General features: G+C 60.3%; 28 protein-coding genes and 1 pseudogene. 14 read left to right on the plus strand and 15 right to left on the minus strand.

Annotated features, from left to right (window positions below; genetic code table 11):
* Positions 1 to 116: 116 nt before the first annotated feature.
* Positions 117 to 1136 carry a branched-chain amino acid aminotransferase gene (locus GQX66_RS26125; protein ID WP_011334831.1) on the plus strand — a complete coding sequence of 340 codons (1020 nt, stop codon included), beginning with the start codon at positions 117 to 119 and terminating at the stop codon, positions 1134 to 1136.
* 52 nt (positions 1137 to 1188) lie between these two features.
* Here GQX66_RS26125 and GQX66_RS26130 read toward each other — a convergent pair whose 3' ends face one another.
* On the minus strand, positions 1189 to 2028 hold the full coding sequence (locus tag GQX66_RS26130) for a TIGR03915 family putative DNA repair protein (RefSeq protein ID WP_236188966.1): 840 nt from the start codon (positions 2026 to 2028) through the stop codon (positions 1189 to 1191).
* Positions 2028 to 3245: a putative DNA modification/repair radical SAM protein gene (locus tag GQX66_RS26135; protein WP_240871996.1), complete on the minus strand. Its 1218-nt coding sequence runs from the start codon at positions 3243 to 3245 to the stop codon at positions 2028 to 2030. The genes GQX66_RS26130 and GQX66_RS26135 overlap by 1 nt, the downstream gene beginning before the upstream one ends.
* Before the next feature lie 261 nt (positions 3246 to 3506).
* Between GQX66_RS26135 and GQX66_RS26140 the strand changes: the two genes are divergently transcribed.
* Positions 3507 to 4250, plus strand: coding sequence for an SDR family oxidoreductase (locus GQX66_RS26140; RefSeq protein WP_240871997.1), 744 nt, complete (start codon positions 3507 to 3509; stop codon positions 4248 to 4250).
* Here GQX66_RS26140 and GQX66_RS26145 read toward each other — a convergent pair.
* Entirely contained in the window at positions 4247 to 5008 is a 762-nt protein-coding gene (locus GQX66_RS26145) for a helix-turn-helix transcriptional regulator (RefSeq protein ID WP_240871998.1), read from the minus strand. The genes GQX66_RS26140 and GQX66_RS26145 overlap by 4 nt on opposite strands.
* Before the next feature lie 79 nt (positions 5009 to 5087).
* Here GQX66_RS26145 and GQX66_RS26150 point away from each other — a divergent pair, with 79 nt between their 5' ends.
* Positions 5088 to 6188 carry a cytochrome P450 gene (locus GQX66_RS26150; RefSeq protein WP_240871999.1) on the plus strand — a complete coding sequence of 367 codons (1101 nt, stop codon included), beginning with the start codon at positions 5088 to 5090 and terminating at the stop codon, positions 6186 to 6188.
* On the opposite strand, the gene dmeF is transcribed toward GQX66_RS26150, so the two are convergent.
* The 4 genes from dmeF to GQX66_RS26170 form a co-directional block, all read right to left on the minus strand.
* Complete coding sequence (dmeF, locus tag GQX66_RS26155; RefSeq protein ID WP_041475578.1) at positions 6185 to 7117, minus strand: CDF family Co(II)/Ni(II) efflux transporter DmeF; 933 nt, start codon at positions 7115 to 7117, stop codon at positions 6185 to 6187. The two genes, GQX66_RS26150 and dmeF, sit on opposite strands and share 4 nt — an antisense overlap.
* A gap of 11 nt (positions 7118 to 7128) precedes the next feature.
* Positions 7129 to 7404: a metal/formaldehyde-sensitive transcriptional repressor gene (locus tag GQX66_RS26160; RefSeq protein ID WP_085746055.1), complete on the minus strand. Its 276-nt coding sequence runs from the start codon at positions 7402 to 7404 to the stop codon at positions 7129 to 7131.
* Positions 7405 to 7586: 182 nt separating this feature from the next.
* On the minus strand, positions 7587 to 7898 hold the full coding sequence (locus GQX66_RS26165) for an XRE family transcriptional regulator (RefSeq protein WP_096822566.1): 312 nt from the start codon (positions 7896 to 7898) through the stop codon (positions 7587 to 7589).
* 3 nt (positions 7899 to 7901) lie between these two features.
* The gene (locus GQX66_RS26170) at positions 7902 to 8225 is read right to left on the minus strand and encodes a type II toxin-antitoxin system RelE/ParE family toxin (RefSeq protein ID WP_102687780.1); all 324 of its coding nucleotides are present in this window, start codon (positions 8223 to 8225) and stop codon (positions 7902 to 7904) included.
* A gap of 585 nt (positions 8226 to 8810) precedes the next feature.
* On the opposite strand from GQX66_RS26170, the gene GQX66_RS26175 reads away from it, so the two are divergent.
* From GQX66_RS26175 to GQX66_RS26190, 4 genes are all read left to right on the plus strand, one after another.
* Positions 8811 to 9182: a DUF6124 family protein gene (locus GQX66_RS26175; RefSeq protein ID WP_129973993.1), complete on the plus strand. Its 372-nt coding sequence runs from the start codon at positions 8811 to 8813 to the stop codon at positions 9180 to 9182.
* 10 nt (positions 9183 to 9192) lie between these two features.
* Positions 9193 to 9474, plus strand: a complete 282-nt coding sequence (locus GQX66_RS26180) for a hypothetical protein (RefSeq protein WP_129973992.1) — start codon at positions 9193 to 9195, stop codon at positions 9472 to 9474.
* A 119-nt stretch (positions 9475 to 9593) separates the two neighbouring features.
* A complete protein-coding gene (locus GQX66_RS26185) occupies positions 9594 to 9833 on the plus strand; it encodes a pyocin S6 family toxin immunity protein (RefSeq protein WP_011334842.1) in 240 nt (79 codons plus the stop codon).
* Between the two features lie 27 nt (positions 9834 to 9860).
* Positions 9861 to 10169 (plus strand): hypothetical protein, encoded by a 309-nt coding sequence (locus GQX66_RS26190; RefSeq protein ID WP_240664954.1) that lies wholly within the window; start codon positions 9861 to 9863, stop codon positions 10167 to 10169.
* A 72-nt stretch (positions 10170 to 10241) separates the two neighbouring features.
* On the opposite strand, the gene GQX66_RS26195 is transcribed toward GQX66_RS26190, so the two are convergent.
* Positions 10242 to 10580, minus strand: coding sequence for an FKBP-type peptidyl-prolyl cis-trans isomerase (locus GQX66_RS26195; protein ID WP_064380576.1), 339 nt, complete (start codon positions 10578 to 10580; stop codon positions 10242 to 10244).
* A 141-nt stretch (positions 10581 to 10721) separates the two neighbouring features.
* Here GQX66_RS26195 and GQX66_RS26200 point away from each other — a divergent pair.
* A pseudogene (locus GQX66_RS26200) lies at positions 10722 to 11797 on the plus strand (sensor domain-containing diguanylate cyclase).
* Positions 11798 to 11800: 3 nt separating this feature from the next.
* Here the strand turns inward: GQX66_RS26200 and GQX66_RS26205 are convergent.
* Positions 11801 to 12265: a hypothetical protein gene (locus GQX66_RS26205; RefSeq protein ID WP_129973990.1), complete on the minus strand. Its 465-nt coding sequence runs from the start codon at positions 12263 to 12265 to the stop codon at positions 11801 to 11803.
* Positions 12266 to 12365: 100 nt separating this feature from the next.
* Entirely contained in the window at positions 12366 to 12674 is a 309-nt protein-coding gene (locus tag GQX66_RS26210; RefSeq protein WP_064597595.1) for an RcnB family protein, read from the minus strand.
* Positions 12675 to 12878: 204 nt separating this feature from the next.
* On the opposite strand from GQX66_RS26210, the gene GQX66_RS26215 reads away from it, so the two are divergent.
* The 5 genes from GQX66_RS26215 to GQX66_RS26235 all read left to right on the plus strand — a co-directional run bounded on the left by GQX66_RS26215 (position 12879) and on the right by GQX66_RS26235 (position 17853).
* Entirely contained in the window at positions 12879 to 13475 is a 597-nt protein-coding gene (locus GQX66_RS26215; protein ID WP_102687787.1) for a LemA family protein, read from the plus strand.
* A gap of 24 nt (positions 13476 to 13499) precedes the next feature.
* Positions 13500 to 14546: a M48 family metallopeptidase gene (locus GQX66_RS26220; RefSeq protein ID WP_129973989.1), complete on the plus strand. Its 1047-nt coding sequence runs from the start codon at positions 13500 to 13502 to the stop codon at positions 14544 to 14546.
* A gap of 28 nt (positions 14547 to 14574) precedes the next feature.
* Positions 14575 to 15636, plus strand: coding sequence for a M48 family metallopeptidase (locus GQX66_RS26225; RefSeq protein WP_240872000.1), 1062 nt, complete (start codon positions 14575 to 14577; stop codon positions 15634 to 15636).
* A 143-nt stretch (positions 15637 to 15779) separates the two neighbouring features.
* Positions 15780 to 17072, plus strand: coding sequence for an MFS transporter (locus GQX66_RS26230; RefSeq protein WP_240872001.1), 1293 nt, complete (start codon positions 15780 to 15782; stop codon positions 17070 to 17072).
* A gap of 10 nt (positions 17073 to 17082) precedes the next feature.
* A complete protein-coding gene (locus GQX66_RS26235) occupies positions 17083 to 17853 on the plus strand; it encodes a substrate-binding domain-containing protein (RefSeq protein ID WP_240872002.1) in 771 nt (256 codons plus the stop codon).
* Here the strand turns inward: GQX66_RS26235 and GQX66_RS26240 are convergent.
* The gene (locus tag GQX66_RS26240) at positions 17843 to 18757 is read right to left on the minus strand and encodes a LysR family transcriptional regulator (RefSeq protein WP_007952946.1); all 915 of its coding nucleotides are present in this window, start codon (positions 18755 to 18757) and stop codon (positions 17843 to 17845) included. The two genes, GQX66_RS26235 and GQX66_RS26240, sit on opposite strands and share 11 nt — an antisense overlap.
* Positions 18758 to 18921: 164 nt before the next feature.
* Between GQX66_RS26240 and GQX66_RS26245 the strand changes: the two genes are divergently transcribed.
* A complete protein-coding gene (locus GQX66_RS26245) occupies positions 18922 to 20730 on the plus strand; it encodes a monovalent cation:proton antiporter-2 (CPA2) family protein (protein ID WP_064380587.1) in 1809 nt (602 codons plus the stop codon).
* A 154-nt stretch (positions 20731 to 20884) separates the two neighbouring features.
* On the opposite strand, the gene hcnC is transcribed toward GQX66_RS26245, so the two are convergent.
* The 4 genes from hcnC to GQX66_RS26265 form a co-directional block, all read right to left on the minus strand.
* A complete protein-coding gene (gene hcnC, locus GQX66_RS26250) occupies positions 20885 to 22144 on the minus strand; it encodes a cyanide-forming glycine dehydrogenase subunit HcnC (protein ID WP_240872003.1) in 1260 nt (419 codons plus the stop codon).
* Positions 22137 to 23546 carry a cyanide-forming glycine dehydrogenase subunit HcnB gene (hcnB, locus tag GQX66_RS26255; RefSeq protein WP_240872004.1) on the minus strand — a complete coding sequence of 470 codons (1410 nt, stop codon included), beginning with the start codon at positions 23544 to 23546 and terminating at the stop codon, positions 22137 to 22139. Before hcnB ends, hcnC begins: the two co-directional genes overlap by 8 nt.
* On the minus strand, positions 23543 to 23857 hold the full coding sequence (gene hcnA, locus GQX66_RS26260) for a cyanide-forming glycine dehydrogenase subunit HcnA (protein WP_102687833.1): 315 nt from the start codon (positions 23855 to 23857) through the stop codon (positions 23543 to 23545). Before hcnA ends, hcnB begins: the two co-directional genes overlap by 4 nt.
* A 405-nt stretch (positions 23858 to 24262) precedes the next feature.
* The gene (locus GQX66_RS26265) at positions 24263 to 25201 is read right to left on the minus strand and encodes a hypothetical protein (protein WP_102687794.1); all 939 of its coding nucleotides are present in this window, start codon (positions 25199 to 25201) and stop codon (positions 24263 to 24265) included.
* Between the last annotated feature and the right edge of the window lie 226 nt (positions 25202 to 25427).

Here is a 25427-nt window from a genome sequence, read left to right on the forward strand (position 1 = left end):
AAAGGCAGAGATTTCGGGCTGCGAAACCGCTCAAGAATGAAGTATTGTTGTGCCCATCCAAAAAAACGTCAGAAGCCTTGAACCGCTTCGGCGGTTGTTCAGTGATAGAGGGTGTCATGGGTAACGAAAGCATCAACTGGGACAAGCTGGGTTTTGACTACATCAAGACCGACAAACGCTATCTGTCGTACTTTCGCAATGGCGAGTGGGACAAAGGCACCCTGACCGAAGACAACGTGCTGCACATCAGCGAAGGCTCCACTGCCCTTCACTATGGCCAGCAATGCTTCGAAGGCCTGAAGGCCTATCGTTGCAAGGACGGCTCGATCAACCTGTTCCGTCCGGACCAGAACGCCGCGCGCATGCAGCGCAGCTGCGCCCGCCTGCTGATGCCGCATGTGTCCACCGAGCAGTTCATCGAAGCGTGCAAGGAAGTGGTTCGCGCCAACGAGCGCTTCATCCCGCCTTACGGCACCGGCGGCGCGCTGTACCTGCGCCCGTTCGTGATCGGCGTGGGTGACAACATCGGCGTGCGTACCGCACCTGAGTTCATCTTCTCGGTGTTCGCGATCCCGGTCGGTGCCTACTTCAAGGGCGGCCTGACCCCGCACAACTTCCAGATTTCCACCTTCGACCGCGCCGCGCCACAAGGCACCGGTGCCGCCAAGGTCGGTGGCAACTACGCCGCCAGTCTGATGCCGGGCTCCCAGGCCAAGAAAGCGCACTTCGCTGACGCCATCTACCTGGATCCGCTGACCCACAAGAAGATCGAGGAAGTCGGTTCGGCCAACTTCTTCGGGATCACCCACGACAACAAGTTCGTGACCCCGAACTCGCCCTCGGTACTGCCGGGTATCACCCGTCTGTCGCTGATCGAACTGGCCAAGTCCCGTCTGGGGCTGGAAGTGGTCGAAGGCGACGTGTTCATCGACAAGCTGTCGGACTTCAAGGAAGCCGGTGCTTGCGGTACTGCGGCGGTGATCACCCCGATCGGTGGCATCAGCTACAACGACCACCTGCACGTGTTCCACAGCGAAACCGAAGTCGGCCCTGTGACCCAGAAGCTCTACAAAGAGCTGACCGGCGTACAGACTGGCGACGTCGAAGCGCCAGCAGGCTGGATCGTCAAGGTTTGACCTGACGGCCAGATGCACAAAAGCCCCCATCGAGTGATCGATGGGGGCTATTTTATTCGTTTGGCTCCGTGGCCTTCATGGCAATCCGCTTGCCCGCACGACCGGCAATGCCGCTCGCCTGCCCGTTCTGCTGCTTGCCCATTCGTGCCTGGGTAATCAATCCGGGAATCAGCTCTCCTTCCGGCAGGTTCTTCCAGAACCGCGTCGGCAAATGCCCCTGCATGACTTTCTCGTTCAAACGCGCCGGGTTGAAGATGTGGCTGTAGTACGTCAGCCACAAGTCACCGTGGGGATCGTCGACGTTCTGCGCCAGTTGCTGCCACTCCAGCGGACACTGACGTTCATGGATCAGTTGTTCACCATCGTAATAAACCCCGTCGCGAGGCGTGGCGATCAGCCAGCGATGCCGGCCCATGCGCCCGATAAAGTGTTCGCTGGCGCTGTGCAGAATGTCGTGGGCCGGTTCGTGCCATGCGACGTATTGCGGGCCCGGCAGCTCTGGCGGGCGCTCGATGAAGCGCACGAACGCATGCAGATGATGGGCTTCGCGCTGCACCTGCTTGATCCGCCGCTGCAACTCGCTGCCCAGCTTGTCGCCGGCCATCATTGCCGTGCGGTCACCGTGGCTGACTCGCCACAGCACTTCATACAGCAAACTCCAGCGCTGATCGCCACGGTATCGCGACGCTTGTTCCAGGGTGTCGAGCAACGCACGCGGAATCCGTGCCTGAAACGGCCCCTGCCCTTCGGGCACCGCCACGTCACTGGCAAACAGATCACTTACCCCTTCCGACGCCCAGCTCACCAGACTCGGATCGATTTCATGGCTGAGCAGCCAGCGCGCCTGTTGGCGCCAGGTGTCGAACAGGTCGTCGCAGTCGAGATTGATCATCACCACAGCCCCATCTGTTGCGGCATTGGTCGGTCGCGCAACTGCTGATAAAGCATCTGGCTAGTGACCTCGGCCTGCTGCGGGTGGTAATCGCTGGTGATGATGAACGGCTTGGCCTTGGCCAGCACACAGCGCATGCGCGCCACGTCTTCGTAGCGAATGCGCCGCTGCCGACGCAGTTCCACCAGACGTTCGGTGGTGCGCAAGCCGATGCCGGGTATGCGCGAAATCAACGCCGGTTCGGCACGATTGAGATCCAGCGGGAACACCTCGCGATTCTGTAGCGCCCAGGCCAGTTTCGGGTCGATGTCCAGCGCCAGATTGCCCGGCCCCGTAAGCAACTCACCGGCGGTATAGCCATAACCGCGCAACAGAAAATCCGCCTGATACAACCGGTGCTCGCGCATCAGTGGCGGTGCGGCCAGTGGCACACTTTTAGGACTGTCGGGAATCGGACTGAAGTCCGAGTAATAGACCCGGCGCAAACGGAAGTTGCCGTAGAGCGCCTGTGCGCTGTGCAGGATGGTGCTGTCGTCGGTGTCATCGGCACCCACAATCATTTGCGTGCTCTGCCCGGCCGGGGCGAACTTTGGTGCGCGAGGTTCGTTGAGCACGGTCTGCACACCGGTGTAGATGGTGTTCATCGCCTGCTTGATCGAACCGATGTGCTTCTCCGGCGCAAGAGTTTGCAGGCTGACATCGGTGGGCAATTCGATGTTGACGCTCAGGCGATCCGCGTAACGACCGGCCTCTTCGATCAACGCAGGATCCGCATCGGGAATGGTCTTGAGGTGAATGTAGCCACGGAACTCATGCTCTTCGCGCAGCAGCTTGGCGACGCGCACCAGTTGCTCCATGGTGTAGTCCGCCGAACGAATGATTCCTGAGCTGAGAAACAGCCCGCTGACGCAATTGCGCCGGTAGAAATCCAGGGTCAGCGTCACCACTTCCTCGGGCGTGAAACGCGCACGCGGCACGTCACTGGAGCGCCGGTTGACGCAGTATTGGCAGTCGTAGAGACAGAAGTTGGTCAGCAGAATCTTGAGCAGCGACACGCAACGCCCGTCCGGCGTGTAGCTGTGGCAGATGCCCATGCCATCGGTTGATCCCAGCCCGCTTTTGCCCTCGGAACTGCGCTTGGGCGCGCCACTGCTCGCACAAGAAGCGTCGTACTTGGCGGCGTCGGCGAGGATGCTGAGCTTGTCAATGATTTGCATGGCACGGACTCGATACTGTTCGCATATACAGTATAGACAGCGATTGGCTCACACAAGGTGCAATGCCGCTCTTCGTCGGAATGTCGCACCGCAGCAGTCAGGTCAATTTGACTCAGCAGCAGTCAGATTGACTCGACCCCACAAGCGTCATAATGACTATCAACCCTACGCAGCCCTTGATATCAAAGGCTGTCCGGCATGGCCCGAAAATTGACTGACTCCCCGTAGCCATTTGGCTGAAGACCAAAACGGGAGTCGAACATGGATCATGTTTTTCAGGGCAAGCTTGCCGTCGTCACCGGTGCCAGTTCAGGCATAGGCCTGGCCGCTACCGAGCGTCTGCTGGATCAAGGCGCGCGCGTATTGGCCATGTCGCGAAAACTCGGCGTACTGGCCGAACTGCTTGAACGGTATCCCCACCAACTGGTCTGGCATCCCGGCGATGTCACTCAAGCCTCTGACCTTGGCTCCTTGGCCGAGCAGGCTGCGAGTCTGGGCCCGGTGAGCTTCGTGGTGCCCAATGCCGGTATCGCAGAGCTCGCCGACGGGCTCGACAGTTCGGCGTTCGATCGCCAATGGGCAGTGAACGGCGCAGGTGCCCTGAACACCTTGGCCGCCCTGCGCCCGCACCTTGCAGACAAGGCGTCAGTGGTGTTCATCGGTACTTTTCTGGCCGGAATCAGTTTCGCGGGACTGGCCGCCTACATCGCGTCAAAAGCGGCGTTGATCGCCCATGCCCGAACCCTTGCAGTCGAGCTGGCACCCCATGGTGTGCGCATCAATTGTGTCTCCCCCGGCCCGACCGCAACGCCGATCTGGTCAACGCTGGGCCTGAGTGACGAAGCGCTCGGCGACGTGGCCCAAGGCGTCAACAAACGACTATTGGGCGGACAATTCCTCGAACCTGCGGCAGTGGCCGACGTCATTCTTTTCCAGTTGGGCAATGGCGCACGCGGCGTCATCGGTCAGGATTGGGTGGTCGACAGCGGATACACCTTGAGCTAACGCGCATGCACCGATCCGGGCGTGGAATCAGCCAACTGGCGACCTGACGAATCCCGCCCGGCTTCGGGCAAAACCAGCCCCCAGCGCGATGACAATTCTCGGCGCCCCTGCACCGTCAATGTCAGCGCGCGACTGTCCAGATCCTGCGTCACCCATTTGCGCTTCAATGCAGCCTGCAATAACGCCGCCCCGAGCGAACCGCCCAGATGCGGCCGACGCATGCTCCAGTCCAGGCACGGGCAGGCAAAGCGGCGGCGCATCGTCGACAGATCCTTGACCTCAATGCCCAGCCCTTCAAAAAACGCCTCGCCGCTGTCACTGAGGCGATAAACCTGCTCATCGGTTTCCACCAGCCAACCGCCCTCCAGCAACCGGTCATGCAACAACACCGCCAGCGTCCCGGCCATGTGGTCGTAGCAGGTGCGGGCGAATTGCAGGCGATCCGGCGTGTGCGGTTTGAAGGTCGGTGCGGGGTTCTGACCGATCACCATCAGCGCTTCCAGCGCCTGGGCCACGCGCTTGTCGGCGAGGCTGTAATAACGGTGGCGGCCCTGCACATGCAGGCGCACCAGCGCCAAATCCTTGAGCTTGGCCAGGTGTGCGCTGGCGGTCGAGGCGCTGACGTCGGCGAGGGTCGCCAGCTCCGTGGCGGTGCGGGCGTGGCCGTCCATCAGCGAGCACAGCATTTTCGTTCGCGCCGGTTCCGCGATGGCGGCGGCCACTTGCGAAACGCCGATGTCTTGATGTTCTGCGTGCATATTTCGCTCCCGGACGAATCATCGCCCTCAAGGACTGGAGATAGTAGCAACACTTTCCCCACCGACAAGGTTGCGATCCATGGACCCGATCATCGCTGCGACTCACGCCGATCCCTATCCCTACTACGCCGAACTGCGCGCGGCGGGCGGGCTGACGTTTCATCACGGACTGAAACTGTGGGTTGCCAGTAGCGCCCGCGCGGTGTGCGCGGTGCTGGCGCATCCGGATTGCCGCGTGCGCCCGGTGCAGGAACCGGTGCCCAAAGCCATCGTCGATGGCATGGCGGGCAAGGTGTTTGGCCTTTTGATGCGTATGAATGACGGCGAAGCTCAGCGCTGCCCGCGTTCGGCCATCGAGTCGCCGCTGGGGCTGTTTGATCGGCAAGAAGTCAGCGTTTTGGTGTCCGCGCGGCTGATAACGAACGACGCCGAAGGCCTCTATAAAGCAATGTTTCGCGGCCCCGTGTGCGTGGTTGCATCGCTGCTCGGATTCACCCCGGCGCAGGCGCGGGTCATCAGTGAACTGACGGCGGATTTCGCGGCGTGTCTGTCGCCGCTGAGCAATGACCTGCAACTGACCGCAGCCCATCGGGCGGCGGAGCAATTGCGCGCTTACTTTATTGAATTGCTGGCGGATCCGAATCCGTTTCTCGCCGACATCCAACAGCGTTTTGTCGGCGAGGAGGATGTGCTGCTCGCCAACCTGATCGGCCTCTGTTCGCAGACATTCGAAGCCACCGCCGGGCTTATCGGTAATGCGCTGGTGGCGTTGCAGCGTCAGCCTGAATTACGCGCGGCGTCAGTGGATTCGTTGCTGGCTGAAGTCCAGCGCTTCGATCCTTCGGTACAGAACACCCGCCGATTTGTGGCGAACAGCTGTGAAATCGACGGCGTGCGGCTGGAAGCAGGTGACGTGATTCTGGTGCTGCTGGCCTCGGCCAATCGCGATCCGGCACTCAATGAAAACCCGGATCGCTTTATGCCGGATCGCCCGAATCGCCGCAGCTTCACGTTCGGCAGCGGTCGGCATCAATGCCCCGGACAGACGCTGGCAATGACGATCGCCAGCGCCACGCTCACCGAAATCCTCGCCCACAACGTTGATCCGGGAAGATTCACGTGGCACTACCGGCCTTCGCTGAATGGACGAGTTCCGATGTTCAGCGAGGTGCAGCCTTAAGCGTTGCGCAATTCGATGGTCAGGTGCGAAAGTTCATGCACCGGCGCCAGGCGCTCACGGATCGCGTCGGCAGTCACGCCCGCCACCGCGACCACACTGACAATCGCCGCCCGCGCCTGCGGGCCGACCTGCCAGACGTGCAAATCGCTGATGCGCACATCATCGGAGGTTTCCAGCAGTTCGCGGATCTCCTCGGCCACGGGTTCATCGGTGGTGTCGAGCAACACGGCGGCGCTGTCGCGCATCAGGTTCCAGGCCCATTTGGCGATGACGATGGAACCGACGATGCCCATCACCGGGTCCATCCACACCCAGCCCAGATAGCGCCCGGCCAGCAGCGCGGCAATCGCCAGCACCGACGTCAACGCGTCCGCCAATACGTGCACGTAGGCTGAACGCAGGTTGTTGTCGTGATGGTGGTGATGGCCATGATCGTGGCTGTGGTCGTGACTATGGCCGTGGTCGTGATGGCTGTGGTGACCGGCCAGCAGAAAAGCGCTGAGCAGGTTGACGCCCAGGCCGACCACGGCAATCAAGGTTGCTTCGCCGAACGCCACACTGGTTGGCTGGAACAGACGGAAAACCGATTCCCCGGCAATCCCCAGCGACACCAGCCCCAACACCATCGCCGAGGCAAAACCCGCCAGATCACCGACCTTGCCGGTGCCGAAACTGTAGCGTCGGTTGTTGGCGTTACGCCGAGCAAAACCATAGGCTGCCGCCGCGATGCCCAAGGCGCCGGCGTGGGTCGCCATGTGGAAACCGTCGGCCAGCAATGCCATGGAACCGGTGAGATAACCGGCGGCAATTTCGCCGATCATCATCACGAAAGTCAGCACCACCACCCACAGGGTGCGGCGGGCGTTTTCATCGTGCGAAGCACCGAGAAACTGGTGGTTGTGGGAAAAGTCATCAACCTTGAGGGTCATGATGTCGGCGCTCACTTGGAATATCGGCGGATGGCCAGCAGCAACTCTTCCACGCCCTGGGCGCGGGCTTCATCGCTGAGGTCGGGACGGGCGACATGCTCGCGGGCGTGGGCCTCAATGAACTGCTCCATCAAGCCATTGACCGCGCCGCGAATCGCCGCCATCAGGTGCAACGTCTTGGCACAATCGGCCTCGGACTCCAGCGCCCGTTCAACCGCCTGAACCTGCCCGGCAATACGCCGGACCCGGTTGAGCAATTCGCCTTTGTGTTCGTGCGTGTGCGACATACCTATACCTCCTACCCCTATATGGCGAGCATAGTCGCTGTTCCGATCGAGAGGGGCAAGGCCTGTTTTCGACCATCCGTCGCAGCTTGAATTTTTGACGTGAAAGGATTGAGGCGGAGCGTCAGTCGGCAACCGCCTCTGGAAGGTGTTTCAGAGGCAGGATCGTTGAGAACCCTCGTCTGTCAGGCCCATTGCAGTGGCGAGGACGACGAGAAGCAGAGGTCTACGTCCAGTTGCGCTGCAGCCGACAGGTTGACCAGCGCATCCAGAGAGAACTTGTCGATTTTGCCGTTGAGTACGTCGTTGAGGCGCGGCTGGGTGATGCCTAGACGCTTGGCCGCCTCCTTCTGCGGAAGCTCCCAGGCACGAATCGTTTCGCACAACGTGCGCATCAGCTTGGCCCGCAGGCGCATGTTGGCCGCTTCCTGCGGCGTGTCTTCCAGTGCATCCCAGACGCTTGCGAAACGCTGGGAAGAGTTTTGATGATCCGTCATGGTTCAACCTATTTCCTGGTATCTGGCCCGTGCCAGTTCTATGTCTCGCGTCTCGGTTTTGCGCGTGGTCTTTTGCAGGGCGTGCAGCACATAAATCGCGTCAGGCCGGTTGACCACATAAAACACTCGATACGCTCCTGAATCCTCGGTGATTCGGATTTCATTGACGCCCCGCCCGACGGTCTTCATGGGGCGCCAGTCAAAGGGTTCGTCACCCTGCTGCAACAGATCCAATTGGAATCCGGCAGCTCTGCGAGCATCGAGGGGAAAAGCTCTCAGATCCTTGAGCGCACTCCCGACAAATACCACGTCCTTGTGTCTTGGCATTGGCTTCTCCTGTGTTGGAAGGAAAAGCGTAATAGCCCGGACGGAATCGTGTTGCACAGGTGTGTTGCAAGGAATGGCAGCGATCACATACCAGCAGACTATATCGAAACCGATATAAATCAAGTTTGAATTGGCTTATCTGACATTTGGTATCACAAAGTAGAAATTCGCGAGCCAGCGCACCTGATATGCCGACGCAGAACCCTTGTGGGAGCGAGCTTGCTCGCGATGGCGGACTGAAAAATGAAGCATCATTTTGCCCTCATCCGAGAGGCTACATCGCCTTGCGCCTTTGCCTACAACTACGCCAGAATCCGCCGGCTTGTGCAGCTTGGGGCCTGCCAGTAACTTGATTCGCATCACTGAATGGTCAGTGAACGGGTTTAGTCGCTCGGTGCTTTTTCTCAAGTTCGCAAACTGTCATTCAGTCAGGTATCTCTACGCCTGTACTCAATGGTAGCTGTGCGCAGGGCGCCTTCGGGTGCGCCGGTAATGCTTGGGTACTGGTCGACTAACCTGCGTACAGCTGCCACCTATTGTTTAGTCGCAAGAACGTGTCAGCCTCATTTTGAGGTTACCCAGCAAATGTTCAAATACGTTCCCGATCCACCCGAAACTGACGTACCCAACGAGTCCGACCCAACCTCTCCTTACTCCACAACAGACTCAAAAAAACTCCACGAAGCCGCCGAGCGCGCCCTCGACCATTACCTGAAACCCACCGCCCCGAAACAACACTGCCCCGGCCGCATGTTCCTGGTCGCCCCCGACCTGGATCAACATGCCCTGCTGGCCCACGCCTGCGAGTCGATGGCTTCGGCCAGCGTGATGCTCGGCGACTTCGCCGCGCTGCTGGACCCGCCCTACCGCAGCACCGTGCTGGGCATCGCCCAAGTGGTGATGTGTGGCGAGCTCGCCGTGAACCGGGCGCTGGACACTCTCGATGCCACGACCTGAGGAACACCCCATGGAAAGCAAATCCGATGCACACGTCGTCGCCGCCCTGATCTCCATCGGCCTCAACGAGAAAGACAGCCAATGGGCCCAGAAAGCCTGCCTGCTACTGCTCGAGAGTGAACGGAAATCCATCGTCAGCGCCGCCCTCACCGCCCTCGTCCAGATTGCCCGCGACCATGGCGAACTGGACCGCAACCGCCTGCTGCCGGCACTCACCAGCGTAAAGCGCAGATTTCCAAGCCTGACCGGCACGGTTGCCGCGACGCTGGATGAGATGGCGATGGCTGCGTAACACCCAGGGCACAAGGCAAGAAAAAAACCGCTGCCTCCGTGAAGGGAGGCAGCGGGTTCAGTGTTTTCCTAGCTCTCCAATAACAAGGTTAACCCCCAAGTAAATATAGGAGGCTTTTAATGTTTTTATGGATAAGTGGCTTTTTGAAAGGTGATGAAGAGGACGACTCTTTGAAGTTTGAACTGACGGTGAAGCCTGAGGCAGAAGCTGCGGTTTTAGCGTTGCTGGGTTGGGAAAGCCTAGAAGAAAGCGAGGCCGGAGAATGGTTATTGAATGACGGTCAGGTCCGGCAAATCGCTTCAGTCCTTAATGAACACCTACCAACTGAACTAGATCTTTTTATCGGGGTTCGGGAATAGTTGAGTCTTTTCTATCAAGAACCAACAGTGAACCACGATGAAGCAGTGAGGATTCTTGAAAGCGGCGTGGAAAGGAATGTTGTCGCTGGATTGATTTCTATTGGCTTGAACGAATCAGACAGAATCTGGGCTCAGCAAACCTGCCTGAAGTATTTCGCCAGCAGCAATGAGTCGGTTGTCGCATCTGCCATTACCGCTTTGGGCCACATTGCTCGAAGGCACGGCAAACTGGACAAAGACATTGCCTTCGCGGCTCTGGAAGAAGCAAAGACAAGATTCCCCTCCCTGGAAGGCGTGATCGCAGACACGCTTGACGACATTGAGGCATTTACCTGATTCATCGGGCCCTTGCATGCAGGACGTTGTGATCAGGAACGCCCCTCATCACAACGTACTCACCCACGAGCTTCAATCCTCCCGCGTCAAAACCTCCAGCAACTCAATCTCGAACACCAGATTCGAATTCGGCGGAATCTTGCCCATCGTCCGTTCGCCATAACCCAGATGCGCCGGCACCAGCAGTTTGCGCTTGCCGCCAACCTGCATCCCCATGATCCCCTGATCCCAGCCCTTGATCACCCGGCCCGTGCCGATCACGCACTGAAACGGCTTGCCCCGGCTCCAGGACGAATCGAATTCGGTGCCGTCTTCCAGCCAACCGGTGTATTGGGTGGTGATCAACGCGCCTTTGACGGCGGCTTTTCCGTCTCCGGTCTGAAGATCGATTATCTGCAGTTCATCATTCATAACATTCACTCTATCGTTCCGCTGGCCGCCGTTTTCCCAGAAATACCGGCCATTGGCAACCGTTTGACCCTACGTCGGCCGTGATGGATGATGGCCACCCGCTACCAATCCTGATCGATACGCCATGACAGCGACGCTTGAATGACTCAACTCTGGATCAGCTTCGCCATTGTCGTTGTGCTGTTGGTTGTGATCGCCGTTCTGATCCGCCGAGTGCGCGCGCTTCGTCAGCAACTCGCCGAGTATCGCGAACTGCTCACCCGCGCCGCCGAGGGCCAGAACATCCGTCAGGATGGCGACGCCGACCGCTTCAAGCGCAGCCAGTATTTTGCGCGGATCGGCACTTGGGATTGGGAAGTCGACACGGATCGACTCTATTGGTCCGACGCAATATTCGGCATGTTCGGCTTCAAGATCGGCGAAGTGACGCCCTCCTACGCGCTGTTCTGTTCCTGCGTACACCCCGATGACCGCGCCAGGGTGCGCGCGGGGGAATTGCGATGCCTGGAGACCGGCGAAAACCACGACGAGGAGTACCGCGTGGTCTGGCCCGACGGCACAATCCGCTGGCTGCGGGAAACCGGCAATGTGGTGCGCAACGATCACGACGCGGTGATCAAGATGATGGGTGTGGTACGCGACATCACCGAAGAAAAGGCCTCGGCCAGCTACCTCCAGCACCTGGCCCACTTCGACCCGCTGACCGGACTGCCCAACCGGCTGGTGCTGGAAGAACGGCTATCGGAAGCACTGGAACATGCGCGCATGACCGAGACGCGGGTGGCGTTGGTGTTTATCGATCTCAACGGCTTCAAGCGATCAACGACCGCTACGGTCACGCCGCCGGCGACCGCGTTCTGATCACCACCGCCACGCGCCTGAAACGCATCCTGCGGGTCAGCGACACCGTCGCACGGATCGGCGGCGACGAATTCGTAGTCATCCTGCAAGGCCTCGCCCCCGGTCTGAACCTGCAGGACGAAGCGCGCAGCATCTGCCAGAAGATCTTCATCGAACTGTCCCCGCCCATTCCCATCGGCAACGACCAACGCCACATCGGCACCAGCCTCGGCGTCGCCGTCTTCCCCGACCACGCACCGACCATGGACCGGTTGCTGCACATTGCGGATCTGGCGATGTATGAGGCCAAACGCAGTGGGAACAATCAGTATCGGTTGGGCGGCGGGCAGACGCTGAGTCATGGCCGGGCTGATTGAATTTCAGCGCTCGGGTGTACCGAACACAACGCCATTGAAGGTATGCGTGCAGCATTGGCAGTAGGGCGTCATGTCTTCGGCTTTCAGGGCGGGATTGACGATTTGCAGGCGCTTCTGTTCATCGACATACAGGCCATTGAAGTAACTCGATTCACCGAGCCGCACTATTTCTTCCCGGTCACTTTCAAGCACAGCGACCATCCAGAACACCGGCTCTTGCCGATCCAGCCGCGACACGGCTTCACTGAAAATCTCGTCCCAATCACCGCCAACACGCGACAGCAAAAAGCGAAACAAGGGCGTGTAATCGAAGCCACGGTGCTGGATCCCATGCATCGAGCCGCGTGTGGCCTCGTTGTGGATTTCAGCCTTGGTGTTTCGCTGATGCCGGTAATGTCCGCCGGGATTGTTGCGACGGACGTTATGGGTGGTCGTATTTTCTTTGCGGTAAAGGGGTTTCTTATCCAACCTATTGCTCCTGACATCCAGTCACTCGAAACGCCCCTCGCGTTTTACCGGAACGGCGCTCGAATGCAATCAACCGTCCATGGCCAATTGTTGCTTGAGGTCAGCGCTCCACCGGCTGAATCGCCACAATCGTCCCGTTGGTGATCATCACCATCACGTATTTATCGTTGATCTGTACCCACTGCGCCTGCGGTTCCGGCTGCTTGAGGCCTTTCTGTTTCCAGTTTTTGATGGCTTTTTCGCTGCGCTGGTAAATGTCCGGGGCGCGGTCGTTGACGTTCAGTTCGCGGTTGCCGGTCGGTGATTGTTCGACGGTGTCGTTCGAGGTTTGCGCCGCTTGAACGAGAGGGCTGATCCCGGCGATGCCGGCGACGAGGGCCAGGCTGGCGATTAGGGTCTTGTTGTTCATCGGTGAACCTCCTGAGATATGTGATACCTGAACTCCGACTGCGCGGCTCTGGAATCATTCCTTGTTTTTTGATGAAGCTGAACCGGAGATTGTAGTCGCGCCCCGGAACGCGATCCGGGCTCGTCCGCCACCGGGCGAATACAGTCAACGGCATCCATTTGCGATAAGATCGCGCGCCCCTGCCGAGTGAATAAGGACATCACCGTGAAGATCTACCTCATCGTCAATCTGGTATTGCTTGCGCTGCTGGGGCTCTACGCTGTCAATCTTTTCAACAAGCTTGTTGCCCGGCGCAACGAGATCAAGAACGCATTTGCCCAGGTCGAAGTGCAGCTCAAACGCCGCTATGACCTGATCCCCAATCTGGTCAGCATTGCCAAGGGTTATCTGGCCCATGAGCGCGAAACCCTTGAAGCGGTGATCGCCGCACGCAATGCCGCCGTGGCCGGACTTGAGGCTGCACAGGCGAAACCGGGCAGCGCCCAGAACATCGCGCAATTGGGGCGGGCGGACAGCGCACTCAGCAGCGCGGTGGGTCGCTTGAACCTGACGCTGGAGGCTTATCCGGAACTCAAGGCCTCGCAGAACATGCAACAACTGAGCGAAGAGCTGAGCAGCACCGAAAACAAGGTGAGTTTCGCGCGGCAGGCGTTCAACGATGCGGTGATGGCCTACAACACGCTCAAGCAGAGCTTTCCGGCGGTGCTGCTGGCGGCCAGTTTTGGCCATCGCGAGGATGCGGTTCCGTTGAAGTTTGCCGATACGCTGGCCATCAAGACCGCGCCCAACGTTTCTTTCTGATTGCTGCTCTCCATGGATGGCCCGATGAACTTTTTCGAACGACAAACCCAGGCCCGAAACCAGACGCAACGGCTGGTGTGCATGATGATTCTGGCGATTGTCATGCTGATCGGGATGACCAGCCTGCCCTTCGTCTTCAATGGTTTTGAGGATTACCTGAGCGGGACTGGCACGCTGGCGGACGCGTTTCTGGCAATGGCCGTTATCGCATCGTTCATCAGCAGCATCGTGGTGATTGGCGGTCTGCTGAAATATCGGCAACTGCGGGCGGGCGGCAAGGTCGTCGCGGAGAAACTGGGTGGCCGCCTGCTTAATGGCAATGTGCGTACCCTGGACGAGCAGCGGTTGATGAACGTCGTCGAAGAAATGGCGATTGCCTCCGGCACCTGCATGCCGGCGGTGTATCTGTTACCGGACGAAAGCATCAACGCCTTCGCGGCCGGATTTACACCGGAGGACGCGGCCATTGGTGTGACCCGTGGCGCGGTGACGCTGCTGACCCGGGAAGAACTGCAAGGGGTGATCGCCCACGAATTCAGCCACATTTTCAACGGTGACATGCGCCTAAACACGCAATTGGTGGCAGTGGTGCACGGCCTGTTGATGCTGGGGCTGGCTGGCACTTACATAATGGCCAGCCTGCTCAAGCGCGACAAACGCGACGTGCGATTGATGCTGGTGGTTTTTGCACTCGGTGCCGCGTTGTGCGTGGCCGGGTTTATCGGGAATCTGTACGGCAATCTGATCAAGGCCGCAGTCAGTCGTCAGCATGAGTTCCTCGCTGATGCCAGCGCGGTGCAGTACACGCGCAATCCGCAAAGCATTGTCGGTGCCCTGAAAAAAATCGGCGCCCATGCACAAGGCTCGGTAATCAGATCGCCCCGTGCCGCCGAGTTCAGTCATTTGTTTTTCAGCACCGGCGGATCAGGTTGGCTGAGCCGGATGTTTGCGACCCACCCTGATCTGAGCGTGCGGATTCGTCGGATCGATCCGCAGTGGGACGGGAGTTTTACGACGGCTGCCGCAGCGGGCAAACCGTTGCCTGATCAGATGGCGGCAACGGCGGATTGATTCAGACTCCACGTCCACGGATGGCTAGATGAATTTCTTTGAACAACAGTGCCGGGCCAAACGTCGCTCGGTGCAGCTCGTGATCCTGATGTTTCTCGCCGTACTCGGCTTGGTTCTTGTGTCCTTCATGCTCCTGATTCTGCCGATCTCGTACGGCAAAACGCTCGAGGATCTTGCGGAAAACTGGCAGTTTTTCGCGATCATTGCAGCGCTGGTAACGGGTGTTGTGTTGCTCGGCGGGCTGGTCAAATACATCGAACTGAAAGGGGGCGGCAAAGTGGTCGCGCGCCGTTTGGGTGGTCGTCTGATCAACCATGACGCGCGGACTCTGGAAGAGCGCCGCCTGGTCAACGTAGTGGAGGAAATGGCCTTGGCGTCCGGCACCGCAGTCCCTCCCGTGTATCTGCTGCCAGATCTGGGCATCAATGCATTTGCTGCCGGCCTCGCTCCTCAGGATGCAGTGATTGGCGTCACTCAAGGTGCGATAAGTCTTTTGTCACGCGATGAACTGCAAGGTGTGATCGCCCACGAATTCAGCCATATCTATAACGGCGACATGCGCCTGAACACTCAACTGGTAGCGATCGTCCATGGGATCATGGTGATCGGGTTGGCGGGAAACCATTTCTTGCGCGGTCTTGAGGACACACCACATTCATCTGCCAATCGTAAGCAACCGACCATTCTGGTCAGCATGTTTGGCACTGCGCTGTGCATTGTCGGATTCTCCGGGACGTTCTTCGGCAACCTGATCAAGGCTGCAGTCAGCCGGCAACGCGAATTCCTGGCCGATGCGACCGCCGTGCAATACACCCGCAACCCCGACAGTATCGTCGGGGCACTGAAGAAAATCGGCGGGTATAAAATGGGCTCGACCCTCAAGGCCGCCCGTGCCGCCGAGTTCAGCCACCTGTTTTTCGGCCCTGGCACTTCCAGCTCTCTTCTGCTCTCGGGCCATCCGGATCTGCGTGAACGCATTCGCAGGATAGACCCTGACTGGGACGGGACTTTTGTGAACATCGCCGCACCAGCGCAAGACTCGATGGTAGCCAGAACCGTACAGGCAGCGACGCCAAAACAGCTGCCATAGCACGCCATTGATCTGCATAGCACATCAATCCATGCCAACAATGCAATTAACAAATCGATCCCTGCGCGCCACTATCCGCCCCAATAAAAACCGTGCGCCGCCTCCCCGTCGCGCACGTCATAAAAGCGGTGGAGTACTTTTCTATGACAGCCTCAATCCCACACGGCGGCTCGCGGGCCGGCGCCATTTTCCGGGTGACCTCGGGTAACTTCCTCGAACAGTTCGACTTCTTTCTGTTCGGTTTCTATGCCACGCAGATCGCGGCGGTGTTCTTTCCGGCGAGCAGTGAGTTCGCGTCCCTGATGATGACTTTCGCAGTGTTCGGCGCAGGCTTTTTGATGCGTCCGCTGGGGGCCATCGTGCTCGGCGCGTACATCGATGACGTCGGTCGGCGCAAAGGTCTGATCGTCACCCTGTCGATCATGGCCAGCGGCACGATCTTGATTGTGCTGGTGCCCGGATACGAAACCATCGGTCTGTTCGCCCCGGCGCTGGTGTTGATCGGAAGGCTGTTGCAAGGCTTCTCCGCCGGTGCGGAACTGGGCGGGGTTTCGGTGTATCTCTCCGAAATCGCCACGCCCGGTCGCAAAGGCTTTTTCACCGCCTGGCAGTCGGCCAGTCAGCAGGTGGCCATCGTCGTCGCCGCCGCGCTCGGTTACGGCTTGAACCAATGGATGGCGCCGGAAGCGGTCGCCGATTGGGGCTGGCGTATTCCGTTTTTCGTCGGCTGCATGATCGTGCCGTTCATCTTCTTTCTGCGACGCAATCTGGCGGAAACCGAGGAGTTCGCCGCCCGTAAACACCGTCCGAGCATGAAGGAAGTGTTCCGCACCCTCGGCCAGAACTGGGGCGTGGTACTGGGCGGGATGCTGATGGTCGCCCTGACCACCACCGCGTTTTACTTGATCACTGTGTACGCGCCGACCTTCGGCAAAACCGTGCTGCACCTGAGCACATCGGATGCGTTGCTGGTGACGCTGCTGGTGGGTGTTTCCAACTTCTTCTGGCTGCCGATTGGCGGGGCGTTGTCCGATCGCGTCGGCCGCCGTCCAGTGCTGATCGCCATGGCGCTGCTGGCGCTGACCACCACGTATCCAGCGCTGTCGTACCTGGTGCAGGCGCCGAGCTTCAGTCACATGCTGCTGTCGCTGTTGTGGCTGTCGTTTATCTACGGCCTGTACAACGGCGCAATGATTCCGGCGCTGACCGAAATCATGCCGGTGGAAGTGCGGGTGGCCGGTTTCTCCCTGGCTTACAGCCTCGCCACTGCCGTGTTCGGCGGATTCACTCCAGCGATGTCGACCTTCCTGATCCAGTACACCGGCGACAAAGCCGCACCGGGTTACTGGATGAGCATTGGCGCGCTCTGCGCATTGGGCGCGACGCTTTATCTGTATCGCCGGGCCGGCGGTCGTCTGCAACCTGTTACTGCCTGAGAACATCACCATGAAAAAACTGTTTACCGTTTCAGCCCTGCTCGCCGGTCTTGCGTTCAACGTTGCGGCCCAGGCCGAAGAACTGCGGGTCATGACTTCCGGCGGTTTCACCGCCGCCTACAAGATCCTCGGGCCGAGATTCGCCGCCGCCACCGGCAACACGCTGGACACCCAACTCGGCCCGTCGATGGGCAAGGCGCCGGAGGCAATCCCCAATCGCCTCGCCCGTGGTGAAAAGGCCGACGTGGTGATCATGGTCGGCTATGCCCTCGATGATCTGATCAAGCAAGGCAAGGTCGATCCGGCGTCGCGGGTGGAACTGGCGGATTCGCGAATTGGCCTGGTGGTGCGCGAAGGCGCGTCGAAACCGGACATCAGCAACGTCGACGCCCTGAAGAAAACCCTGCTTGATGCGAAATCGGTGGCCTACTCCGACAGCGCCAGCGGCGTGTACATCGAGCAGCAGTTGTTCAAGAAACTCGGCATTGAAGATCAGCTGAAACCCAAGGCGAAGATGATCCCGAAAATCCCGGTCGGCTCGGTGGTCGCCACCGGCGACTATCAACTGGGCTTCCAGCAGGTCAGCGAATTGCTGCCGGTGCCGGGGGTGAGTTTTGTGGCGAAGATTCCGGAGTCGGTGCAGTCGGTCACGCGGTTTGCAGCGGGCATTCCAGTGGGCGCGCAGCACCCGCAGGAAGCCAAGGCGTTGCTCGCTTATCTCGCCTCACCTGCCGCCCAGGCTGACGTGCAGGCCACCGGGCTGGATTCGGTCAAGCGCTGACCGTCGGCGGCTGGACTTTCATTTCCACCACCAGCCGCTCCAGTTCCAGTGCCGCCGGGGTCAGCGTACGACCCCGGCGTTTGATGATGCCGACACTGCGCATCACTTGCGGATCGGTCAGCGGCACCCGCGTCAGAATCGGATGATCCGCCGCCGGCATCGCCATCAACGGCACCGCCGCCACGCCCAACCCCGCCTCCACCAGACCAATCATGGTCGTCACATGCCGCGTCTCGCAGATGCTCGGGCGCTGCGGCACCACTTTGGCCAGCGCCTGGTCCAGCAGAAAACGGTTGCCGGAAGTCTTGTCGAGCGAGATGTAATCCTGCCGGTAGAACTCGTCCCAGGTCACGCTGCTGCGCCCCGCCAGCGGATGATCGCGGCGACAGGCAACGACGTAGCTCTCCTGCACCAGCGGTTCGAAATCCACGCCCGCCTCCTGGGTGCCCATGAAACTCAGACCGAAATCCGCCTCGCCGTTGACCACCGCGCTCAGCACGTCGTGGGCGCTGGAATCGAGGACTTTGACTTTGATTCGCGGGAACTGCTGGTGATAGCGCGCGACCACGCTCGGCATGAAGTAGTACGCCGCCGACGGCACGCAAGCGACGGTTACGTGGCCCTGCCGATTCGAGGCGACTTCGCTGATGCCGAGCAACGCGACGTCCAGATCGTCGAGCAAACGTTCGACGCTGGGCATGAAACCGCGTCCGGCCTGGGTCAGACTGACCTTGCGCGTGGTGCGTTCGAACAGCTTCACACCGAGGGCGTCTTCGAGCTTTTCGATGCGCCGGCTCAGGGCCGGTTGCGACAGGCGCACGGTGTCGGCGGCCTTGCGGAAACTGCCCTGCTCGACGACGGCGCGAAAGGCTTGCAGGTCGTTGAGGTCGAAGTTGATGGCCATGGAAGACTCGAAAGGAATTGATTCGCTGAGGCTATAAATGTAACCAATTGATGCAAATTATTACAGAAGCACATCTGCTCAATCAGGCTCTGCGCTGGATCTGCAATCATTTCAGCCTTTATCCTTGTCGCCCCCCGCCGTACCGCGTTACTGGAGTTCCGCTCATGCCCCATGAAGGCAATCTGTTGCAAGCCGCCGTCGTCTTTCTCTTCGCCGCCGTGCTCACCGTTCCCCTGGCCAAGCGCCTGCAACTGGGCGCGGTGCTCGGTTATCTGTTTGCCGGGGTGATCATCGGCCCGTCGGTGCTGGGCCTGATCGGCAATCCGCAAAGCGTCAGCCATATCTCGGAACTGGGGGTGGTGCTGCTGTTGTTCATCATCGGGCTCGAGCTGTCGCCGCGACGCTTGTGGGTGATGCGCAAATCGGTGTTCGGCGTGGGCCTGGCGCAGGTGCTGCTGACCGGTTCGGTGATTGGTGTGCTGGCGCTGTCGGTGTTCGGCCAGCCGTTGAACAGCGCGATTGTCTTGGGCTTGGGTCTGGCGCTGTCGTCCACCGCGTTTGGCCTGCAAAGCCTCGCCGAGCGCAAGGAACTGACCAGCCCCCACGGTCGGCTGGCGTTTGCGATTCTGCTGTTCCAGGACATCGCCGCGATCCCGCTGATCGCGCTGGTGCCGATGCTCGCGGGGGTCGATCACCACACCAGCACCGCCGACGACGTGCGCCACAGTTTGCAGGTGCTCGGCGGCATCGCGGTGGTGGTGATCGGCGGACGTTATCTGCTGCGTCCGGTGTTCCGCATCGTGGCGAAAACCGGTCTGCCGGAAGTCTCCACCGCCACCGCGTTGCTGGTGGTGATCGGCACCGCGTGGCTGATGGACATGGTTGGTGTGTCGATGGCGTTGGGCGCGTTTCTTGCCGGGTTGCTGTTGGCGGATTCGGAATATCGCCATGAGCTGGAAGCGCAGATCGAGCCGTTCAAGGGCCTGCTGCTGGGGCTGTTTTTCATCAGCGTCGGCATGGGCGCCAACCTCAGTCTGCTGCTCAGCGCGCCGATCACGGTGCTGGGGCTGACGCTGTTGCTGATCGCCCTGAAGTTGCCGTTGTTGTTTGTAGTCGGGCGTCTGGCCGGTGGATTGAACAAGGTCAGCGCGATTCGCCTCGGCATCGTGCTGGCGGCAGGCGGTGAGTTTGCTTTCGTAGTGTTCAAGATTGGCCGCGATCAAGGCCTGTTTGAACCACGTCTGTACGACCTGCTGGTGCTGACCATCACCCTGTCGATGGCCGTCACGCCGCTGTTGCTGCTGGTCTGCGCACGGCTGGTCAGCCCGAAGGTGCAGCCGGTGGAAGTGCCGGAGAAATTCCGCCAGATCGAGACCGAATCCCCACGGGTAGTGATCGCCGGCATGGGCCGTATGGGGCAGATCGTGGCGCGGATCCTGCGGGCGCAGAACATCAAGTTCGTGGCGCTGGACACCTCGGTGGAAACCATCGAACTGTCGCGCAGTTTTGGTGGCGTACCGGTGTTCTACGGTGACCCGATGCGTCCGGAAATCCTCAGTGCGGCCAAGGTCGGTGAAGCGGAGTACTTCGTGATTGCCACAGATGATCCGGAAACCAACATCAAGACCGCCGAGATCGTGCGCAAGCTCTACCCAGACATGAAGATCATCGCCCGGGCGCGTAACCGGCAGCATGTTCATCGGTTGGTGGATGTGGGGGCCGATCCGATCCGGGAGACCTATTACTCAAGTCTGGAAATGAGCCGCCGCACCCTGGTTGGCCTTGGCTTGACCCAGGCTCAGGCCGATGCGCGGATCAAGCGCTTCAAGCACCATGACGAACAGGTGCTGGAAGCTCAACACGCGGTGTACGACGACGCGGCCAAAGTGCTGCAGACCGCCCAGGAAGCGCGGGCGGAACTGGCCCGGCTGTTCGAGTCGGATCAACTGGAAGAACAATCGGGCAAGTCCTGAGTTCTTGCTGATCGTTCCCACGTCGAGACGTCGAACCGTCCGCGTGGGAATGCAGCCCAGGACGCTCCGCGTCCCTTCCAGAGCTGGAACGCGGAGCGTCCCTTGAGGCATTCCCACGCGGAGCGTGGGAACGATCAGATGGGAGCCAGCAGGCTCAGGCTATCTCCAGCTCCCTCTCTTCTTTGGCCGGCACCACTTCAAACCGGTCCGCCAGAAACGGCGTGATGTCCAGCGGCAGCGGTTCATCGTTGACCAGCTTGTCCAGCAACACCCCGGTGATCGCCGACGTCAGCACCCCGGTGCGGAAATGCCCGCAGGCGTTGAGATACCCCTCCACCCCGGCCATCGGCCCGAGAATCGGCAGCTCATCCGGCGAGCCCGGCCGCAACCCGGCCCAGGTGCGTTTGAGGTTGATGTCCGCCAGTTCCGGCAAACAACGCACCGCGCCCTGCACCAGCCCGGCGATTTCCGGCCAGGTGGTGGTGACGTCGAAGCCCTTGTCCTCGGTGGTGCTGCCGATCAGGATTTCGCCGTTGTCCTTCTGCGCCATGTAGCAATCGCTGGTGGTCAGGCAACCGTTGAGGATTTTCGGCAGACGTTCGGTCAGCAGGATCTGGCCTTTCACCGGTTTCACCGGAATCCGGATGCCCGTGGCCCACTCGCTCAAATCCGCCGCCCAAGCGCCAGCGGCGTTGATCAGGGTCTTGCAGTGAAACACCCCGGCTTCGGCCGTCTGTACGCCAGTCACCCGCGTGCTGTGATGCAGCACGCCGGTGATGTTGGTGTTGACGTACATGTCCACGCCATTTTGCCGGGCGCCTTCGGTGTAGGCATCGGCCAGACGGAACGGGCTGACCTGGTGGTCGCAGAGAAACTCCAGCGCCCCGCGCGCTTCATGGCTGACGCTCGGCTCTGACTCGCGCAATGCCGCCTGATCCAGCCAGCGCACCTGATCGGCCAGGTGCGGAATGCAGCCGACGATGTGCTCGGCGTACAACCGGTCTTCATCGTCATAGATCACGAATTTGAGCCCGGTCTTTTCGAACTTGAAATCCATCCCGTGATTGTCACGCAGCTCGCGGTGCAGCGCCGGGTACAGCGCGTTGGACTGCAAGGCGAAATCGAAAAACGACGGCGGCAGGATGTGCGGTGTGCTGGAGTCAACCGCCACCGCCGCGCCCTGGGTTTCGCACTTGCGGTTGGCCGACATCATGCGGAAGAAAATCACCCCGCAACCCAATCCCACCGACTCGCCAATCGCCCACAAACCACCGGCCGAAGCGCGGGTCGCGTTGCCCGGGCGCTTGGCGTCGATCAGCGCAACCTTGAGGCCTTTGCGCTTGGACAATTGGTAGGCGATGGACGCGCCGATCACACCGCCGCCGGCGATGACCACGTCATAGAACTTACTCATGGGAAACGGCCTCCGTGCCGAGGGACTGGAACGCGGAAAAAGGAATCGGATCGATGGGGAAGCGCGGCCGCAGCCAGCCGACATCCTTGCGCCCGGTGGACTGACGCAAGCGGTCGCTGCAATAGCCGACGCACATCCGCCCCTGACAGTCGCCCATGCTTACGCGGGTGCGCATTTTCAGGCTGGCGATGTCTTGCACGCCCTGCTCCAGCGCGCGGTCGATGTCAGCGCGGGTCGCGTGTTCGCAGCGGCAGATCACCGTGTCGGCAGCCGGCAATGCGGTCTGTCCGACGCCGCGTTCGGTGTAGCGATCCACCGCCGCGCGGAAACGCACGATGGCTTTGAGTTTGCCCAGGTAACGGTCGCGACGGACGCGCGCCAGTTCCTCTTCAAGCACACCGCGTTGCAGCAGGATCGAAGTGGCGGCGATCTTGCCGGCCAGCATCGCCGCTTCACCGCCACGAATCCCGCCCATGTCACCGGCCAGATGCACGTGGGGCTCGCTGCTCTGCTGCCAGATATTGGCGTTGGCGCGCAGGTAACCGTCGTCGCTGAAGCCGTGATCCAGGCCCATCTGCTGACTCAGTTGCGTGCGCGGAATGAAGCCGTAACCGACCGCGAGGGTCTTTGCTTCGAAGCGTTCGACGCGGCTCATGTCCGGTTCCCACGTTGCCGAGTACGGCGCCACGCTGACGCTTTTCAGTTCGCCTTCGCCGTGCGCTTCGACCACGCCCCAGCCGTAGTTCATCGGGATGCCATGCAGTTTCAGATAAGCGAGCATGCTCAAGCCATCGAGGAACAGTTGCGGCTTGTTCAGCAGTGCCAGACTTTCCTTGGCGATCTTGCCGAACGCGCAGGCCTCGTAGACCCCGGCCACGCTCACACCCGACGCATGCAACTGAGTCGCCACCAGCGGCAACAGCGGCCCGGTACCGGCGATCACCACCGGCCCCTGCGGTTTGACCACGCCGCTTTTGATCTGCAATTGCAGGCCGCCGAGCATGATCACGCCGGGCAGCGTCCAGCCTGGAAACGGCACGCTGCGTTCATGGCAACCGGCGGCCAGCAGCAACTGCGGGTATTCGATTTCGTGCAGTCGCTCGTCGCCGTCCAGCACCACCAGCGAGCGCGTGCCTTCGGCGCCGACCACGCGGTGGTTGAGGCGCACGTCGATCAGCCCGGACTGCTCCTGAAAATCACCGTGCAGTTTGCCCAACGCCTCGGAATAGCGCGGCCCCAGATAATCCAGCTGCACGCCGTCACGCAGCGGCCCGCGATAGACCACGCCACCCAGGCGCGATGCTTCTTCGAGCAAGGTGCAGCGCACCCCGTGCAGGGCCAGTTCGATGGCCGCGGCCATTCCCGCCGGGCCACCCCCTACGATCACCGGATTCTGGCTCATACCACCTCCTGCCCGTGAATGCGGTTGACCTGGGTCTCGATCAGCATGCCGTCGCGCACCACGGTCTGGCAGGCTCGACGCTTGTGCCGGCCGTTGATTTTCACCAGGCAGCACTGGCACACGCCCATGCCGCAATAGGCACCGCTGATCTGGTTGTGATCGTTGCGCGCGACCTGGCGCACGCCGAGGGACTGAATGACGCTGAGCACGGTTTCGCCGATGGCGGCGGTGACCGGCTGGCCGTTGATGTGGACAGTCATATCCGCCTGCGCCAAAGGCTGGATATCGAAGGTTCTTTCTAGGCAGTGCATTGCAATGATCATCCGTGAAAGGTTCAGGTGAGGTTGAAACAGCTCCTTGCTGCACTACACCTCGCCGGCACGTCGGGTGTTATCTCTCTATCGGGCCGGCAGGTTGGTTCCGCTCGCGCAGCAAAGTGCGCGCAAGCAATGTAGTCGATCCAGCGGCAAGGGCCTGGAAATTTCACGGTAGGGGATATTGCGCCGACGAATATTGATCCAGGCCATGGAAATGACTGGTCGGTTCTGCGCCTTCGGCCCCGCGCAGAAAGCAAAAAGCCGCTTCAACCCGAAGGTGGAAGCGGCCAAGGCATGTGCCTCAAGGAATCAGTGCACGAACAGGGCGATCAGGATGATGATCGGGATTGGAACACCGAGGAAAAACAGCAGTAGTGAGCGCATGGTGGTTCTCCTTGATTAACGGACTGGCGGCAGCGTGGTCGTGGTGTAGGTTTCGACTTCGACGTACTCGACCGCATCCCGGCGACGACCGCCGAAGGTGGCCGAGAGGCTGGCGAAGAACGCACCGGCCAACAGTGCGATGAACATCCACAGCGTGGTCCAGGCAGCGACTTTGGCGGCGGTGTCGGCGGCTTGTTGCGCTTTCAGCTTGGCGTCGGCGATGGCTTTCTGGGTACGGGCGTAGATTTCATCGACCCGACGTTCGGCGTCGGCCTGGGTCAGGTTGGTACGCTGAGCGACCAGTTGTGCGAGGTAGGTACGGTCTTCGGCGCTGAGCTGACCGTTGGCCAGGCTTTGGGCGAAGATCCGGGTTACGGTGCCACGGGCGGCGTCATCGCTGACGGCGGCGGGACGATCGTCGCGGAACAGGCTGTCGACGAAGTAGCCGTACTGGTCACTGTCGGTGTTGCCGGCCGCTGTGCCGGCCGCTTGCGTCATGGCACCGGCAGCGCCGCCGACAACACTCGCACCGGCCTGCACGCCACCGCTGACGATGCTGCTGACCGAGCCGACCACCAGCGTTGCGGTGACCAGCGTCGCGACACACCAGGAAAGGAAGCCATGGGCGGTGTCGCGGAAATACACCTCGTCACCGTGCATGTTGGCCCACTTCACTCGCAAGCGACCAGCAATGTAGCCGCCGAGCCCCGAAGCGATGATTTGCGTGGCCGCCAGCCAGATAATGGTGGAAATGCCCAGGCCCTTGGCGCTGACGCCCTCCCCGGCCCACGGTGAAACGGCGGAGAAGCCCAGACCGAAGCCCAGCAGCACGAGAATCAGCGACAGTGCCGCCGCAGCGGCAGCCCCTGCGAAGATCGCGCCCCAGGACACCCCCGAGACGTTGCTCGACTCTCCTTCGTAGGCAGGATAAAACCCATCAGAGGATCTATTCATTGTTGTAGTGCTCCAGGCATGAAAAATGGTGTTACAACTCGTCAACAGAGGAATTGCAGTGACCGTGCCAGTCGCCCACATTAAATAAATCGTTTGAATTCAATAGCTTAAAAAGTCTGAACTTCCTAAGACCATGCAAATTGCAACAACGGGTCGATAACAGCGGGTTTTATGCATTGGCACAAAAGCCCGGCCGTGGCGTTTGTATCCGCTAAAACATGAAAGT

It is taken from the genome of Pseudomonas sp. B707 (genome assembly GCF_022496685.1).
GTDB classification, from domain to species: domain Bacteria; phylum Pseudomonadota; class Gammaproteobacteria; order Pseudomonadales; family Pseudomonadaceae; genus Aquipseudomonas; species Aquipseudomonas paraglycinae.

What these genes read in the sequence shown, in the direction of transcription:
- GQX66_RS26210 (WP_064597595.1), bottom strand. Translation starts at nt 12,674, where the DNA reads ATGAACAACAAGACCCTAATCGCCAGCCTGGCCCTCGTCGCCGGCATC.
- GQX66_RS26170 (WP_102687780.1), bottom strand. Translation starts at nt 8,225, where the DNA reads ATGCCAAGACACAAGGACGTGGTATTTGTCGGGAGTGCGCTCAAGGAT.
- GQX66_RS26150 (WP_240871999.1), top strand. Translation starts at nt 5,088, where the DNA reads ATGGACCCGATCATCGCTGCGACTCACGCCGATCCCTATCCCTACTAC.
- hcnB (WP_240872004.1), bottom strand. Translation starts at nt 23,546, where the DNA reads ATGAGCCAGAATCCGGTGATCGTAGGGGGTGGCCCGGCGGGAATGGCC.
- GQX66_RS26240 (WP_007952946.1), bottom strand. Translation starts at nt 18,757, where the DNA reads ATGGCCATCAACTTCGACCTCAACGACCTGCAAGCCTTTCGCGCCGTC.
- GQX66_RS26225 (WP_240872000.1), top strand. Translation starts at nt 14,575, where the DNA reads ATGAATTTCTTTGAACAACAGTGCCGGGCCAAACGTCGCTCGGTGCAG.
- GQX66_RS26185 (WP_011334842.1), top strand. Translation starts at nt 9,594, where the DNA reads ATGTTTTTATGGATAAGTGGCTTTTTGAAAGGTGATGAAGAGGACGAC.
- GQX66_RS26230 (WP_240872001.1), top strand. Translation starts at nt 15,780, where the DNA reads ATGACAGCCTCAATCCCACACGGCGGCTCGCGGGCCGGCGCCATTTTC.
- GQX66_RS26125 (WP_011334831.1), top strand. Translation starts at nt 117, where the DNA reads ATGGGTAACGAAAGCATCAACTGGGACAAGCTGGGTTTTGACTACATC.
- GQX66_RS26160 (WP_085746055.1), bottom strand. Translation starts at nt 7,404, where the DNA reads ATGTCGCACACGCACGAACACAAAGGCGAATTGCTCAACCGGGTCCGG.
- GQX66_RS26180 (WP_129973992.1), top strand. Translation starts at nt 9,193, where the DNA reads ATGGAAAGCAAATCCGATGCACACGTCGTCGCCGCCCTGATCTCCATC.
- GQX66_RS26135 (WP_240871996.1), bottom strand. Translation starts at nt 3,245, where the DNA reads ATGCAAATCATTGACAAGCTCAGCATCCTCGCCGACGCCGCCAAGTAC.
- GQX66_RS26235 (WP_240872002.1), top strand. Translation starts at nt 17,083, where the DNA reads ATGAAAAAACTGTTTACCGTTTCAGCCCTGCTCGCCGGTCTTGCGTTC.
- GQX66_RS26175 (WP_129973993.1), top strand. Translation starts at nt 8,811, where the DNA reads ATGTTCAAATACGTTCCCGATCCACCCGAAACTGACGTACCCAACGAG.
- hcnC (WP_240872003.1), bottom strand. Translation starts at nt 22,144, where the DNA reads ATGAGTAAGTTCTATGACGTGGTCATCGCCGGCGGCGGTGTGATCGGC.
- hcnA (WP_102687833.1), bottom strand. Translation starts at nt 23,857, where the DNA reads ATGCACTGCCTAGAAAGAACCTTCGATATCCAGCCTTTGGCGCAGGCG.
- GQX66_RS26265 (WP_102687794.1), bottom strand. Translation starts at nt 25,201, where the DNA reads ATGAATAGATCCTCTGATGGGTTTTATCCTGCCTACGAAGGAGAGTCG.
- GQX66_RS26245 (WP_064380587.1), top strand. Translation starts at nt 18,922, where the DNA reads ATGCCCCATGAAGGCAATCTGTTGCAAGCCGCCGTCGTCTTTCTCTTC.
- GQX66_RS26140 (WP_240871997.1), top strand. Translation starts at nt 3,507, where the DNA reads ATGGATCATGTTTTTCAGGGCAAGCTTGCCGTCGTCACCGGTGCCAGT.
- GQX66_RS26145 (WP_240871998.1), bottom strand. Translation starts at nt 5,008, where the DNA reads ATGCACGCAGAACATCAAGACATCGGCGTTTCGCAAGTGGCCGCCGCC.
- GQX66_RS26195 (WP_064380576.1), bottom strand. Translation starts at nt 10,580, where the DNA reads ATGAATGATGAACTGCAGATAATCGATCTTCAGACCGGAGACGGAAAA.
- GQX66_RS26165 (WP_096822566.1), bottom strand. Translation starts at nt 7,898, where the DNA reads ATGACGGATCATCAAAACTCTTCCCAGCGTTTCGCAAGCGTCTGGGAT.
- GQX66_RS26130 (WP_236188966.1), bottom strand. Translation starts at nt 2,028, where the DNA reads ATGATCAATCTCGACTGCGACGACCTGTTCGACACCTGGCGCCAACAG.
- GQX66_RS26220 (WP_129973989.1), top strand. Translation starts at nt 13,500, where the DNA reads ATGAACTTTTTCGAACGACAAACCCAGGCCCGAAACCAGACGCAACGG.
- dmeF (WP_041475578.1), bottom strand. Translation starts at nt 7,117, where the DNA reads ATGACCCTCAAGGTTGATGACTTTTCCCACAACCACCAGTTTCTCGGT.